The following is a 13,328-nucleotide window of genomic DNA, read 5'->3' on the forward strand; positions in this document are numbered from 1 at the left end:
CAGAAACAAATATGTCAATGGAACTTGATGGTATAACATATCCTAGCGAAGAAATAATGATGTATGCGATTGGTATGAGTAAAGATAAACGAGCAGTAATTGATTCAGCAACTCAATGTACAACTGATTATTTTGGTTGGCGAAATGCGTTTGATGATATGGGCCGAGATCGTGAGCAGTTTATTGAAGAATACGGTTTTGATTTTATGTCCAGTCATTTTGTAATCAAAACTTGTGATGAGGTTTGCGCATTGCTTAAGGATTGTTCTATCACAAATATTTCAGAGGGATTCATTCTTGCTTACTTACAAAGTAGATAATAAGTTTAGAAATAATATCTGAGGTAGTACCTTTAGTTCAATGGTAGAACAATTACGATAGTGTGAGAGGTGCAGGTTCGAGTCCTGTAAGGTATGTAAAATGTATGTCGAAAGGAGAAATACATTTTACACATTTTAGTGATAAATAGTTATACAAAAAAGTTAGTGGACAATATTCGAGTTATCAATTGCAAAATTAGTGATTACGGATCTTATAGATAATACTTTAAACATATAAAGAAATAATATATTTAGATTTGATTTTGAATAGCAAAGGAGTAAAAATGATAGATGTAGAAATTCCTAAAAAATTTGGGGATAAAAAATATATTGCCGATTTTTATAGTTTGTCGGAGAAAACAGTATCAAATCAAATTAGTTTGATGCGTAAAGAACAAGAATACATTAAAGGTAATTGCTTTAGATTATCTGGAAGAGTTTGGGTGCCAGCATTTGATAAATTTTTAAATAAACAAAAAGACAGTTGTTATAAATAGGGATGGATCAAATAATAATTTAGAAAAAAAGAAATATAGTGATATAATTAAAACTAATGGCTATCTCTATATTTGCCTTTTTATTTTGAGGGAAGGACTTATGAGAGATATAAAAGTAGGCAGTATTTGGGTAGAAAAATCAAAAACTGTTGGTAAATATGTATGGAGGATGCGTTATGAAAATCCGGTGACATGTAAAGCAGAAAAAACTTCTATAACGCTTACTTCAAAAAGTAAGCAAGCAGGAAACCAAGCACTAAATTTAATGCTTGATAAGATAAAGAAGAAAATTGAAAAACAGAGCGCGACACTTGATATTGCAAGCGAATTTATTCTTTTTTCCGATATTATTGATATATGGCTAGAGGATCAAGTTAGAAAAATAAAACATTCTACTTATGCAACTAGGACAAGATATTGTAATATTTTAAAAAAAGATTTTAAAGGCAAAGCAATTGGTGATTTTTCTCCTTTGATGATTCAGCGCTATTTTAACAAAATGCCATATACTCGTAAAACGTTAGTGACGTATTTTGGTATTTTTAGACAAATTATGAACTTTGCTTTTAGACTCGATTTTGTTAAAGTAGATTTAATGAAAAAAGTTGAACTAAGTGTTCCACCAATTACACTTGAAGATATGGAAAAAGAGCGTAAAAAGTTGTTTAGTTATGATGAATTAAAACAGATATTTATTTTAATGACTAGACCTGATTGTCGTAGAAATGCATTGATATTAGAATTTTTGTTTTTGACAGGATTAAGATATGGTGAATTAGCTTCTTTGAAATGGGAAGATTATGATAAGCAAGCAGCATATATCGATATTAATAGTACCCTAGATTATTCAGTTGGTGGTGTGACTAAAAAATGCCATACAACACCAAAAACAATTGCTTCTAATAGGAAAGTTTACTTGTCTAATCGATCAATCGAGATTCTTACTTATTTTAAAAGTGATAATACGAGATTGTTACAAAATGGTAGAAGTTTTAAAGATTATGGGTATATATTTCCTAGTAGGACAGGCAATCCTGTTTCATGGAGAGACTTAGGGAGAAGCTTTGCAAATTTTGGCAAACGAGCTGGATTTGATCGAAAATTTTCTCCTCATGCTTTGCGCCATTCCCATATTACTCATTTAGTTGAATCCGGTGCTGATCAAGTAGCGATTATGGAGAGAGTAGGCCATTCAGATCCGACTATTACGACTAAAATCTATACGCATACGACTGATAAAATGAGATCAAGACTGGTTGATTTGATAGATGAAAATTAAATGTTTTTTGGGCAAATTCTGGGCAAATTTGAGTGGAAAATAAGGTAAAATAGGGAAAAAGTACTATTTGATAGTTCATTCAATAAACCAAAAGCCCCATGATAACAGGGCTTTAAGAGATAAATTATAAAAGGAGTTAACAGGTGGCAAAATTATATTTTAAATATGGCACGATGAACAGCGGCAAATCAATCGAAATTCTCAAAGTAGCGCATAACTACGAGGAACAGGGCAAACCCGTCGTCATCATGACAAGCGCTCTCGACAACCGAGATGAGATTGGTGTCGTCAGCTCGCGGATCGGCATGCGCGAACAAGCCGTCCCCATTGATGCTGCCCTAAATGTTTTTGACTATGTTGCCAAACTCCCGGAAAAACCTTACTGCATCTTAATAGATGAAGCCCAATTTCTCAGCAAAAAGAATATCTATGATTTTGCTAGAGTGGTAGATGAACTCAACGTCCCAGTCATGGCCTTCGGCCTAAAAAATGATTTCCAAAATGAATTATTTGAAGGCAGCAAATATCTCTTACTCCTAGCTGACAAGATCGAAGAAATTAAAACAATCTGCTGGTTTTGTAGCAAGAAAGCAACCATGGTTTTACGCACAGAAAATAATCAACCAGTCTATGAAGGTAGTCAAATCCAAATTGGCGGCAATGAAAGCTACCTACCTGTTTGTCGCAAACATTGGTTTAAGCCCGAACTTTAAAACTTAGTAGAAAATAGGGAGACCACAGATGATTACGGAAACCAAACGCCTCTATCTTCGCGAAATCACACAGGCAGATTATGCTGTGATTGCCAAAATTCTTCAGGATGATGACGCCATGTTTGCTTACAATGGCGCATTTTCTGACGAAGAAGTAGCGCAGTGGTTTGATAATTTGATGACCCAATATCAAACACGAGGTTTCAGTCTGTGGGCAGTTGTCTTAAAAGAAACCGACCAAGTCGTTGGCCAATGTGGTCTGACCTTGCAACAAGTCCAAGGTGAAACCGTTACAGAAATAGGCTATTTATTTAATCGCGATTATTGGCACCAAGGCTATGCCATAGAAGCAGCACAAGCTTGTAAAACCTATGCTTTTGATATCTTAGGTATTGAACGTGTGTTTTCAATCATTTGTGATAACAATCTCGCGTCTATGAACGTCGCGATTCGAAATGGCATGACTGTCCGGACTAAATTTATCAAAACCTATAAAGGAATTGAAATGCCGCATTTTACCTTTGCTGTTGATAAAAGTTAGCGAAGTCTGCTCAAATACCTGCTACCATTGACAAGAAAAATATAGAAAATAAGGAAGTAAAAAAATAATATGTTCGACCAACTACAAATTATGGCTGACCGTTACGAAGAATTAGGCGGTTTGCTCAGTGACCCTGAAGTCGTTAACGATACCAAGCGCTTTATGGCCTTGTCAAAAGAAGAGGCCTCTTTGCGCGAAACCGTTGCGGCTTATGCGCGCTATGTCGAAGTAACAACTGGGATTTCAGATGCTGAAGAAATGCTGTCAGATTCAAGCCTTGACGCTGACGAAGCTGACATGTTCAAAGAAGAACTCAAAGCGCTGAAAGCTGAAAAAGCAACCTTAGAAGAAGACATCAAAATTCTTTTGTTACCAAAAGACCCTAATGATGACAAAAATATCATCCTCGAAATTCGTGGTGCCGCTGGTGGTGATGAAGCTGCGCTTTTTGCTGGCGATTTATTGGCCATGTACCAAAAATACTCTGAAAATCAGGGCTGGAAATTTGAGATTTTAGAGTCAAACGTGACCGAAATCGGTGGTATCAAAGAAGTCTCAGTCATGATTTCAGGTAACAGCGTCTACTCAAAACTCAAATATGAAAGTGGCGCGCATCGTGTCCAACGTGTACCAAAAACAGAGACTCAGGGGCGTGTCCATACCTCAACAGCAACGGTGCTCGTCATGCCTGAAATCGAAGATTTCGACATCGACATTGACCCGAAAGACCTGCGGATCGACATCTACCACGCTTCTGGTGCCGGCGGACAGAACGTCAATAAAGTCGCAACAGCCGTTCGGATCGTCCATGAACCGACGGGTATCAAGGTGGAGATGCAGGAAGAACGGAATCAACAGAAAAACCGTGACAAGGCCATGAAAATCATCAATGCCCGAGTTTACGATTATTTCGCGCAGATCGAGCAGGACAAAAACGATGAGTTTCGGAAGTCGACCGTTGGAACAGGTGACCGTTCTGAGCGAATCCGTACCTACAACTTCCCGCAAAACCGCGTGACCGACCACCGCATCGGCCTGACCTTGCAAAAACTTGACACCATCTTGTCAGGTAAGTTAGACGAAGTCGTGGACGCCCTGATCCTTTTCGATCAAACGCAAAAACTCGAGGCTTTGAAACAATGATAAACTGGTATGACGCCGATGGTCATTTATCCGAGGACATGGTTGCAGACTTCCGTCAAACCTTGCTTACTTGGTACGATGAAAGCGGACGGACGCACCTCCCTTGGCGGATAGACAAGGAACCTTATCATATCTGGGTCAGCGAGATCATGCTGCAACAAACCCAGGTCGAAACAGTCATTCCTTACTATGAACGCTTTTTGGCAGAATTACCAAGGGTCCAAGATTTAGCTGAAGCAGATGAAGAAGTTCTGCTCAAACTCTGGTCAGGATTAGGCTACTATTCGCGAATCAGAAATATGCAAAAAGCAGCCCAACAAGTCATGGCAGACTTTGACGGACAGTTTCCAACAACGAGTCAAGACCTACAAACCTTAGCAGGTATTGGCCCTTATACAGCAGCAGCGATTGCTAGTATCAGTTTTAATGAAGTCGTGCCAGCGCTTGACGGTAATATGTTTCGCGTGTTTGCAAGACTGCTGAAAATCGAAGCGGATATCGCTCAGCCCAAATCACGGAAAATTTTTTATGACATTATTTTACCCATTGTCGATCCAGAGCGACCAGGTGATTTTAACCAAGCCGTGATGGATCTGGGCACTTCTTTGATGAGTGTCAAAACTGAGACTTTATCAGATTCACCTTTTGCCCGTTTTAATCTCAGCTATCAAGAAGGAATAGAGCTGAATTTTCCAGTCAAGTCTAAAAAAGTCAAGCAAGTCCAGAAGTTTTATGCGGCCATTATCTCTGAAAAAAACGGCAGCTTGGCTTATATCCAACGCCCAAAAACGGGTCTGTTAGCAAATTTTTGGACCTATCCTTTGGTAGAATTTGACTCATGGGATGCGATTTATGACGGTGTTTCTGAGCATTTCGAAGCCGCTAAACAACTGAATATCACACCAGTCACACACATCTTCACCCACCAAAAATGGCAAGTCATGCTTGTTCAAGTTGGAAATGAAGATGCGTCGTGGACTTATTTGTCAGATGTTGCCTATGAAGCACTACCACAGACAACTTTACAGCTTAAACTCCAAGCAGCTTTGAAAGAGAATTTATGACCTACTTACAAGCCTTTCAAAAATATGAAAAACAATTGGTGCGCCCAGAGGAGTTGCGCTATGTTTTTCGTTATGGGCGAAAACTCAGCTATACCGACTTTATCCTATTGCTCAACACGGCGATAACTAAAGCTGACCAAGCCTACCTAACAGAGATATTTAACCGACTATCACAGGATGAGCCAGCCCAGTACATCGTCGGTGAGACCGAGTTTTACGGTCTAACCCTTGATGTGGATGCGCGTGCCTTGATTCCGCGACCAGAAACAGAAGAACTCGTCGCGCTGATTTTGGCGGAAAATGCGTCAGATGATTTGAAAGTCCTAGATATTGGGACAGGGACAGGCGCGATAGCTCTGTCACTCGCTAAGGCACAGTCGACTTGGCACGTCCTGGCTAGCGATATCTCACCAGACGCGTTGGCCTTGGCGCAACAAAATGCGACTAAAAATGCAATAGCAAATATCGCCTTCACACGATCAGACGTTTTCAGTAACGTTTCAGGAAACTATGATATAATTGTTTCAAATCCACCTTATATCGCAGATTTCGAGAAGGTGGATATGGCTAAAAATGTCTTGGACTATGAACCACACCTTGCTTTGTTTGCTGAGGATAATGGGCTAGCCATTTATCAAAAAATAGCAGAAAACGCCCAGTCTTATTTGACAGACAAGGGCAAGATTTATTTGGAAATTGGGCATTTACAAGGCCAAGCTGTTAGCCAACTTTTTCAGCACCATTTTCCTGATAAGCGGGTCAGCGTTTTACAAGATTTAGCCGGAAAGGATAGGATGATTACCATTGACTGAATTACTTTTTCCCCAAGCACCACAAGATGTTCAGCGTGCCGTTGAGTTGATTAAATCAGGCCAATTAGTCGCTTTGCCGACTGAAACGGTTTATGGTTTATTCGGTCTCGCACTAGAAGATCATGTGGTCAAAAATATATATGACGTGAAGCATAGAACCTATGATCATGCCCTTAACTTAAATATTTCGAATTTTGATGAAATGAAATTTTTCTCTCAAAATCAACCAAAATATCTCGAAAAGTTGTATAATAAATTTATGCCTGGCAGCCTTACGATAATTCTAGAAGCCAATGAAAAGGTTCCTAGTCTTGTCAATAACGGTATGAATACAGTCGGCTTTCGTGTCCCAGCCAATCAAACGACGCTTGCAATTTTGCGTCAAACAGGCCCCTTAGTGGGCCCATCTGCTAATCTGACTGGAAACCCAAGCCCCAAAACCGCACAAGACGTGTTGACGGATTTGGACGGCCAGATTGCAGCTGTTGTGAAGGCTGATGAGAGTATTTCGGGCATTGATTCGACGATTGTAGATTTGACAGGTAAGACGCCCATAATCTTGCGCCAAGGTGCGCTAACTTTAAGAGAAATTATCGAGGAGATAAAGGATGATATTTGACCAGCCAAACTACGAAGCTTTTGACCAAGAACTCTGGGATGCAATCCATGCAGAGGAAAAACGTCAACAACAAAATATTGAACTCATCGCCTCTGAAAATGTTGTTTCAAAAGCTGTTATGGCCGCTCAAGGCTCACTTTTGACTAACAAATATGCTGAAGGCTATCCTGGTAATCGCTACTATGGCGGTACTGAATGCGTTGATATTGCTGAAAATTTAGCAATTGAACGCGCAAAAGAACTTTTTGGCGCTAAATTTGCCAATGTGCAAGCTCACTCAGGCTCACAAGCCAATGCTGCAGCTTACCTTGCTTTAATCGAACCTGGTGACACAGTCATGGGTCTTGATTTGGCAGCTGGTGGTCATTTGACACACGGCTCACCAGTCAACTTCTCTGGTAAAACGTATAACTTTGTTGGCTATAACGTCGATAAAGAAACTGAATTATTGGATTATGATCAAATTTTAGCACAAGCTAAAGCGGCGCAACCTAAATTGATTGTCGCTGGTGCGTCTAGCTATTCACGCACAATTGATTTTGCGAAATTCCGTGAGATCGCTGATGCTGTTGGTGCAAAATTCATGGTTGATATGGCACATATTGCTGGTTTGGTGGCTGCTGGTCTGCATCCAAATCCAGTACCTTATGCTGATATTACAACTTCTACAACCCATAAAACACTCCGTGGCCCGCGTGGTGGACTCATTTTGACAAATGACGAAGTTTTGGCTAAGAAAATTAACTCTGCCATCTTCCCAGGAATTCAAGGTGGTCCATTGATGCACGTTGTCGCTGCAAAAGCTGTTGCTTTCAAAGAAGCATTGGATCCTAGCTACAAAGATTATCAAGCACAAGTCATTAAAAATGCAAAAGTCATGGCTGAAACCTTTGAAAATGCTGGTTTGCGCGTGATTTCTGGTGGGACTGATAACCACATGTTCATGCTTAATGTCACTGGCTTTGGTATCAATGGTAAAGAAGCACAACATCTCCTGGATACAGTGTCAATTACTTTGAACAAAAATGCAGTACCTTACGAAACGTTGAGCCCATTTAAAACATCAGGCGTCCGGATTGGTTCGGCTGCTGTGACATCACGTGGGTTCAAAGAGGCACAAGCAACAAAAGTAGCAGAATTTATCATTCGTGCTTTCCAAAACAAGGACGACCAAGCGGCGCTTGATCAAATCAAATCAGAAGTGATTGCCTTGACGGATGCTTTCCCACTTTACGAAGCTTAATTATAATGGATTTATATATCAAAAAAGCGATTTTACATGCTTTTGACCCAGGTCAACCTGAGATCACCTTCTCGGAAAATCTCATGGAGTTGACGCCTGTCATGCTTGACTATGTGACAAAAAAAGTAGAAAAAATCTATTCTGATGATGCCAAACGTGGCATTTTAACAGAAGAGAATCACTTTTTATCGCTAGTAACAGATGACTTTATTGCATCAACGATTGCCGTTGCGAATTTCTGGCGAGAAGAGTTTATCTTGTCAGAAAAACAAAAGCAAAATGACTTGCTTTTTGTTGCCTATGAATTAGAGACTCAGCCACATTTTGCTTTTATCAGATTGTCGCTGCGGGATTCTTTTTCGCATGACTTCGATACGGCAACAGGACAAATCAAGATTCGTAAAACCGAGTCTTCCTTACCTGGGGCTGGATCAGCTGCCGATGAAGCGATTGCCATCAATCGCAATACGTTTAGCTACCATTTGCTTGAAAAACGGATCAAGTACAACGGCAAAAATTATAACTATTTTTCAGAAAATCTGCTAGCTGAAAAGCCTGAGATTTCTGTCAATAAAGCGATTAAAACAATTAAAAAGACGGCAGAGTCTGTTGCCAAGTCTTTCGATGATGATGATTTTGCCTTTTCTCAAAAGGTGCAAAATGCGGTTTTTCATGCAGTCGAAAAACAGGAAAATCTCAATCCAGAAGCACTTGCTGACCAATTATTTGCGGATAATCTGACGGCACGCTTGGCTTTTAAAGATCAAGTCAAGGAAGAAATTCCCGATAAGATTCGATTTGAGCAGATGCCGATGGAGAAAATCGAGAAAAAATTATCCAATCAAAAATTGTCATTGTCAAATGGGATAGAGATGATTGTGCCTCAAAGTCTATATGAAGATGCAGAAACGGTCGAATTTATCCAAAATGATGATGGCACTTACTCGATTATCATCAAAAATATCGAGGAAATCAAGAACAAATGGTAATCTCTGCTCGTTAAAACGAGGTTGGAAAGGAGGAGGACTTGCTAAGAAAAATTAGAAATCTATTCCTCCTAGTCATCCTTGCGGGATTCGGATTTTGGATATACCGCACGCATGAAAACGTTAAAAATGTCATGCAGTACGATGATTTTGTCACACAGACCTTGGAAAAACATGGTGTTTCAGGTAATCGCGAGTTAGTTTTGTCGATCATCTACACCGAAACCAAGGGGAAACGCACCGATGTCATGCAGTCTACTGAGTCGACTCATGATACGATTGAGACAGAAGAAGACAGCATCCATCAAGGTATTACCAATCTAACCGAAATGTTGGAATACGCCCATGAAAAAGGCGTCGACGTCTGGACGGGCGTTCAAGCCTATAACTTTGGCAAAGCCTATGTCGACTATATCGCTAAAAACGGTGGTAAGAACACCTTGACTTTAGCAGAAGGTTATTCGAAAGACGTCGTCGCACCAAGCCTGGGCAATACAACTGGCGAGGAATACTATCACATTACCCTAGATTCGCTTTTGTTTAACAAAGGCAAACTCTACAAAAATGGCGGTAACATCTTCTACGCGAAAGAAGTTCGCTGGAACATGAAAATCGTTCATTTATTTAACTGGTGAAAGCCAGTTTTTTTTTTACGGCAAATTTTTTGCTATAATAAAAGGACGATGATGATATATGACGATAAAAAATTTGAAGACCCGCTTGCAACCTTGATTGCTTTTGATAATGCCGGTGTGATAGCAGCACTCGGTGAAATTGAAAAATGGCAGCAGACGCATTATCTGGTCGGCTATATCCGTTATGAAGCCAAAGACGTTTTCCTAGGCAAGCCGATCAAATCTGAAAGCCCCCTCCTCTACTTTCAAGTTTTCGAAGGCTTCACGCCCTACGTCCCGAAAAATGCGCCAGAGATTAGTCTCAACCCCCAAGCACAGCTAACGTTCTCAGACTACGCAGCTGCCATTGCTGAGATCAAGCAAGAGCAGCGAGATGGTAATACCTATGAAGTCAACTATACCTATGACTATCAGGTGCCTTTTACTGGCGATGACTTAGCGCTTTATGAACACCTCTTGACCAAGCAGCGGACGCCTTATAATACCTATATCAAAAATGAGTATGACACCTTGCTCAGCTTTTCGCCTGAACTCTTTTTTGAAATTGAAGATCAGCACATCACGACGCGACCGATGAAAGGCACGGTCAAACGAGGGCAGTCAGCAGCAGAGGATGCCGAGCGTATCACATTTCTCAAAACAGATGAGAAAAATCGGACTGAAAACGTTATGATCGTTGACCTCATGCGTAATGATCTAGGTAGAATCGTTGAGAATGGTAGTGTCAAAGTCACCAAGTTATTTGAAGTTGAAACACACGCCACCATCCACCAAATGACTTCACAGATAGAAGCAGATTTAAAGCCGGGTACAGATTTATTAGCAATTTTTCAAGCCCTATTTCCCAATGGCTCGATCACAGGTGCACCGAAAATATCAACCATGGCCATCATTGATCGTCTGGAAAAAGGCAGTCGGGAGATTTATTGTGGTGCCATTGGTTTCCTGAGCCCAGAGAAGATGACCTTTAGTGTGCCCATTCGTATTTTGCAACGGCAGACAGGTGCAGATCACTTCAAATATCGGGTAGGTGGCGCCATTGTTTGGGATTCAGATACCGCCGATGAATGGCTGGAGACCCAGACGAAAACGGCTTTCTTACAAGATGATTTTCAGTTGATTGAGACGATTCAAGTTGAAAATGGTCAGCTAACCTTTAAAATGGAACACTTTGAGCGACTGCAAAAATCCGCTGCCTACTATGGCTTTAAGTTCAATCCAGATATGTTGAACCTACAACCTGAACAAGATGGTATGCTACGCTTGCTCCTCAGTCGTGATGGCAAGTTTGAGACCTCTTATCGGCCGATCAAAGCTTTTAACACCGTTGCTTTATCCCCAATGACCATTGACAGCCGTGCAGATTTTCTCGCGCATAAAACAACCTATCGCCCTTATTTTCAAGCCAAAGACGAGATTTTTCTTAATGAGCGGGGGGAGTTGACTGAAATGTCGCGTGCTAATCTGATTTTGGAAATCAATGGAGAGTGGTTGACACCGCCTTTATCAAGTGGGTTATTGCCGGGAATTTACCGTCAGTATTTATTAGATTCCGGTGAGTGCCGTGAGCAGGTCCTATACCGAGAAGATTTAACCCGAGCAGACAAGGTTTTCTGCTGTAACTCAGTTCAGGGTATTAGGGAAGTTGTTTTGTTATAATCTGGAGCTATAGCCAACTGCTATTTTTAACAAATTTCCAATTCAGGTAAAGTTTGTTAGAATAGTCTTATGAAAATAACTGACATTTATCGAGAAAAAAATCTTCAGAAGAAATCCGTCATTTCTCTGGAAGTCTTCCCGCCCAAAACTGACGCGGGCATTGAAACTATCTATCAAACAGTGGCTGGCTTGACCCACAAACCAGATTATATCAGTGTGACTTATGGCGCTATGGGCAGTCTTGGTCGTGAAAATAAAACACTTGAGATCGCTGAGAAAATTAAAAAAGAGTATGGCATCGAAACCATGCACCATTTGACGTCAATTAATAATAATCCGGAACAAATCACAGAAATTCTTGCGGAGATTAAGGCTAAAAACGTCCAAAATATTTTAGCCTTGCGCGGGGATTTGCCGAAAAATACGGATGTGACGGGCTGCCCAGATATTTATCACTATGCCCATGAACTCATCACGGACATCAAAAAAACGGGCGATTTTGATATTGCTGCCGCCATTTATCCGGAAGGCCATGTCGATAGTCCACTGGACGTTGAAAATATCGAGCACGTCAAACGCAAATATGATGCCGGCGCCAACTTTTTTATCAGCCAGCTCTTCTTTGACAACGACAAATTTTTAAGGCTTAATGACTATGTTAAAAACTCAGGAATCGAAGCCCCAATTGCCGCAGGTATCATGCCAGTCCTGCAAACCTCTCAATTAGATCGGATGCTTTTCTTCGGTGCTAGTCTACCGACACGCCTGATTAAAATCGTCAACAAATACAAGGACTCGCCAGAAGACCTGCAAAAAGCTGGCATGGACTACGCCTGTAAGCAAATCGACGACCTCCTAGCTCGTGGCGTCGATGGTGTGCATATTTACACCATGAACAAACCCTTCGTCGCTAATACCATGATGGATCGCTATTTGTAAATTAGTGAGATGATAATGTCCTCGATAAATGGTAGCAGTTAAGAAGCAAAGTCTGTTAATTTTCAAAAAGAAAAGCCTTGGCTTATCACAGGAAATGAATCCCGTGATGAGCCAAGGTATTTTTGACTTTGTGATTCATTCTGAAGTCATCAAAGCGTTTTAAAATAAAGACTGAGTCCTAAGTGAAGAATGACCAAAAATCCGAAAGTAACTGCAAATGCTGTCAGTTTCATGCTAAAGAGACAATAGCAAAGATAAGACATTTTATCAAAAGTAGCCAGATGCCATCTAGTCGATGAGTAGATGTCGGCGCACACCAAATGCCCCAGATAACAATCATGGCTAGTGGCGCTAAGATACCTACGACGATCCGAATGGTCTTATCTGCTTGGAGATGAAATCCCCAATAACCTAGAATAAAGAGTGCGGACATTTCTAGTAGAAAAGCGAGACCATAATTGGCAATTTTGATTATCGTCATTTTGTCCCCTTTAATTCAACATTTGAAAATCATCAAAATCTGGCGAATTATCAATTTTCACGTCTAAATAATCCACACGACCATAAGGTGATGGCGACTTCCGAACCTCACTGATAAATTTTTGAAGACTGAGCTTGTCATCTGACTGGGCAAAAATCGTGACAGATCCATCGCTTTCATTCTTGACTGTTCCTTTGATGCTCAGGCGATTGGCTAACTGAAAGGTCATATAGCGGAAGCCAACACCTTGCACACGACCAGTGGCATTTAACTTGACTTTATTCATTTATCTTATTCACTTTCTACTATAAGATTCATCTCGTTTATTTCATTATATCAAATTGATAGCGTTTTCGTATTTTTTTATCGACTTACACCACCTAGAAGTCATGATTCA

Annotated in this window: 17 protein-coding genes and 1 tRNA gene; 16 read left to right on the forward strand and 2 right to left on the reverse strand. The window is 40.5% G+C overall.

What is annotated here, in order from left to right; translation table 11 throughout:
- The 16 genes from LRA01S_RS07545 to LRA01S_RS11320 form a co-directional block, all read left to right on the forward strand.
- The coding region (locus tag LRA01S_RS07545; protein ID WP_218003137.1) for a hypothetical protein at nucleotides 1-320 on the forward strand (320 nt) is incomplete at its 5' end.
- A gap of 26 nt (nucleotides 321-346) precedes the next feature.
- Nucleotides 347-416, forward strand: a tRNA-Ser gene (locus tag LRA01S_RS07550).
- A 188-nt stretch (nucleotides 417-604) separates the two neighbouring features.
- Entirely contained in the window at nucleotides 605-817 is a 213-nt protein-coding gene (locus LRA01S_RS07555) for a hypothetical protein (RefSeq protein ID WP_003137224.1), read from the forward strand.
- Between the two features lie 100 nt (nucleotides 818-917).
- Entirely contained in the window at nucleotides 918-2,096 is a 1,179-nt protein-coding gene (locus LRA01S_RS07560) for a tyrosine-type recombinase/integrase (protein WP_061775029.1), read from the forward strand.
- 143 nt (nucleotides 2,097-2,239) lie between these two features.
- A complete protein-coding gene (locus tag LRA01S_RS07565; protein ID WP_061775030.1) occupies nucleotides 2,240-2,809 on the forward strand; it encodes a thymidine kinase in 570 nt (189 codons plus the stop codon).
- Between the two features lie 28 nt (nucleotides 2,810-2,837).
- Nucleotides 2,838-3,350, forward strand: coding sequence for a GNAT family N-acetyltransferase (locus tag LRA01S_RS07570; RefSeq protein ID WP_061775031.1), 513 nt, complete (start codon nucleotides 2,838-2,840; stop codon nucleotides 3,348-3,350).
- A gap of 69 nt (nucleotides 3,351-3,419) precedes the next feature.
- Nucleotides 3,420-4,493 (forward strand): peptide chain release factor 1, encoded by a 1,074-nt coding sequence (gene prfA, locus LRA01S_RS07575; protein WP_003137230.1) that lies wholly within the window; start codon nucleotides 3,420-3,422, stop codon nucleotides 4,491-4,493.
- On the forward strand, nucleotides 4,490-5,557 hold the full coding sequence (gene mutY / locus LRA01S_RS07580) for an A/G-specific adenine glycosylase (protein ID WP_061775032.1): 1,068 nt from the start codon (nucleotides 4,490-4,492) through the stop codon (nucleotides 5,555-5,557). The genes prfA and mutY overlap by 4 nt, the downstream gene beginning before the upstream one ends.
- A complete protein-coding gene (prmC, locus tag LRA01S_RS07585) occupies nucleotides 5,554-6,369 on the forward strand; it encodes a peptide chain release factor N(5)-glutamine methyltransferase (RefSeq protein WP_061775033.1) in 816 nt (271 codons plus the stop codon). The genes mutY and prmC overlap by 4 nt, the downstream gene beginning before the upstream one ends.
- Nucleotides 6,362-6,988, forward strand: coding sequence for an L-threonylcarbamoyladenylate synthase (locus LRA01S_RS07590; protein WP_003137233.1), 627 nt, complete (start codon nucleotides 6,362-6,364; stop codon nucleotides 6,986-6,988). Before prmC ends, LRA01S_RS07590 begins: the two co-directional genes overlap by 8 nt.
- Nucleotides 6,978-8,231 (forward strand): serine hydroxymethyltransferase, encoded by a 1,254-nt coding sequence (gene glyA / locus LRA01S_RS07595; protein WP_061775034.1) that lies wholly within the window; start codon nucleotides 6,978-6,980, stop codon nucleotides 8,229-8,231. The genes LRA01S_RS07590 and glyA overlap by 11 nt, the downstream gene beginning before the upstream one ends.
- Before the next feature lie 5 nt (nucleotides 8,232-8,236).
- Nucleotides 8,237-9,220: a nucleoid-associated protein gene (locus LRA01S_RS07600; protein ID WP_061775035.1), complete on the forward strand. Its 984-nt coding sequence runs from the start codon at nucleotides 8,237-8,239 to the stop codon at nucleotides 9,218-9,220.
- A gap of 38 nt (nucleotides 9,221-9,258) precedes the next feature.
- Nucleotides 9,259-9,852, forward strand: a complete 594-nt coding sequence (locus tag LRA01S_RS07605; protein ID WP_061775036.1) for a lysozyme family protein — start codon at nucleotides 9,259-9,261, stop codon at nucleotides 9,850-9,852.
- Between the two features lie 48 nt (nucleotides 9,853-9,900).
- Nucleotides 9,901-11,511 carry an aminodeoxychorismate synthase component I gene (gene pabB, locus LRA01S_RS07610; protein WP_082785419.1) on the forward strand — a complete coding sequence of 537 codons (1,611 nt, stop codon included), beginning with the start codon at nucleotides 9,901-9,903 and terminating at the stop codon, nucleotides 11,509-11,511.
- A gap of 69 nt (nucleotides 11,512-11,580) precedes the next feature.
- Nucleotides 11,581-12,450 carry a methylenetetrahydrofolate reductase gene (locus LRA01S_RS07615; protein WP_061775038.1) on the forward strand — a complete coding sequence of 290 codons (870 nt, stop codon included), beginning with the start codon at nucleotides 11,581-11,583 and terminating at the stop codon, nucleotides 12,448-12,450.
- Nucleotides 12,451-12,478: 28 nt separating this feature from the next.
- Entirely contained in the window at nucleotides 12,479-12,613 is a 135-nt protein-coding gene (locus LRA01S_RS11320) for a hypothetical protein (protein WP_255211717.1), read from the forward strand.
- Between the two features lie 66 nt (nucleotides 12,614-12,679).
- Here the strand turns inward: LRA01S_RS11320 and LRA01S_RS07620 are convergent, their stop codons facing one another.
- On the reverse strand, nucleotides 12,680-12,931 hold the full coding sequence (locus LRA01S_RS07620; protein WP_061775039.1) for a YrdB family protein: 252 nt from the start codon (nucleotides 12,929-12,931) through the stop codon (nucleotides 12,680-12,682).
- A gap of 10 nt (nucleotides 12,932-12,941) precedes the next feature.
- Nucleotides 12,942-13,217, reverse strand: a complete 276-nt coding sequence (locus tag LRA01S_RS07625) for an acylphosphatase (RefSeq protein WP_061775040.1) — start codon at nucleotides 13,215-13,217, stop codon at nucleotides 12,942-12,944.
- Nucleotides 13,218-13,328 lie beyond the last annotated feature (111 nt).

It is taken from the genome of Pseudolactococcus raffinolactis NBRC 100932, assembly GCF_001591765.1.
GTDB classification, from domain to species: Bacteria; Bacillota; Bacilli; order Lactobacillales; family Streptococcaceae; genus Pseudolactococcus; species Pseudolactococcus raffinolactis.

Coding starts and splice junctions, on each gene's coding strand:
- pabB (WP_082785419.1), top strand. CDS start 9,901: ATGATGATATATGACGATAAAAAATTTGAAGACCCGCTTGCAACCTTG.
- LRA01S_RS11320 (WP_255211717.1), top strand. CDS start 12,479: ATGGTAGCAGTTAAGAAGCAAAGTCTGTTAATTTTCAAAAAGAAAAGC.
- LRA01S_RS07570 (WP_061775031.1), top strand. CDS start 2,838: ATGATTACGGAAACCAAACGCCTCTATCTTCGCGAAATCACACAGGCA.
- LRA01S_RS07625 (WP_061775040.1), bottom strand. CDS start 13,217: ATGAATAAAGTCAAGTTAAATGCCACTGGTCGTGTGCAAGGTGTTGGC.
- prmC (WP_061775033.1), top strand. CDS start 5,554: ATGACCTACTTACAAGCCTTTCAAAAATATGAAAAACAATTGGTGCGC.
- LRA01S_RS07620 (WP_061775039.1), bottom strand. CDS start 12,931: ATGACGATAATCAAAATTGCCAATTATGGTCTCGCTTTTCTACTAGAA.
- LRA01S_RS07615 (WP_061775038.1), top strand. CDS start 11,581: ATGAAAATAACTGACATTTATCGAGAAAAAAATCTTCAGAAGAAATCC.
- LRA01S_RS07555 (WP_003137224.1), top strand. CDS start 605: ATGATAGATGTAGAAATTCCTAAAAAATTTGGGGATAAAAAATATATT.
- mutY (WP_061775032.1), top strand. CDS start 4,490: ATGATAAACTGGTATGACGCCGATGGTCATTTATCCGAGGACATGGTT.
- prfA (WP_003137230.1), top strand. CDS start 3,420: ATGTTCGACCAACTACAAATTATGGCTGACCGTTACGAAGAATTAGGC.
- glyA (WP_061775034.1), top strand. CDS start 6,978: ATGATATTTGACCAGCCAAACTACGAAGCTTTTGACCAAGAACTCTGG.
- LRA01S_RS07560 (WP_061775029.1), top strand. CDS start 918: ATGAGAGATATAAAAGTAGGCAGTATTTGGGTAGAAAAATCAAAAACT.
- LRA01S_RS07600 (WP_061775035.1), top strand. CDS start 8,237: ATGGATTTATATATCAAAAAAGCGATTTTACATGCTTTTGACCCAGGT.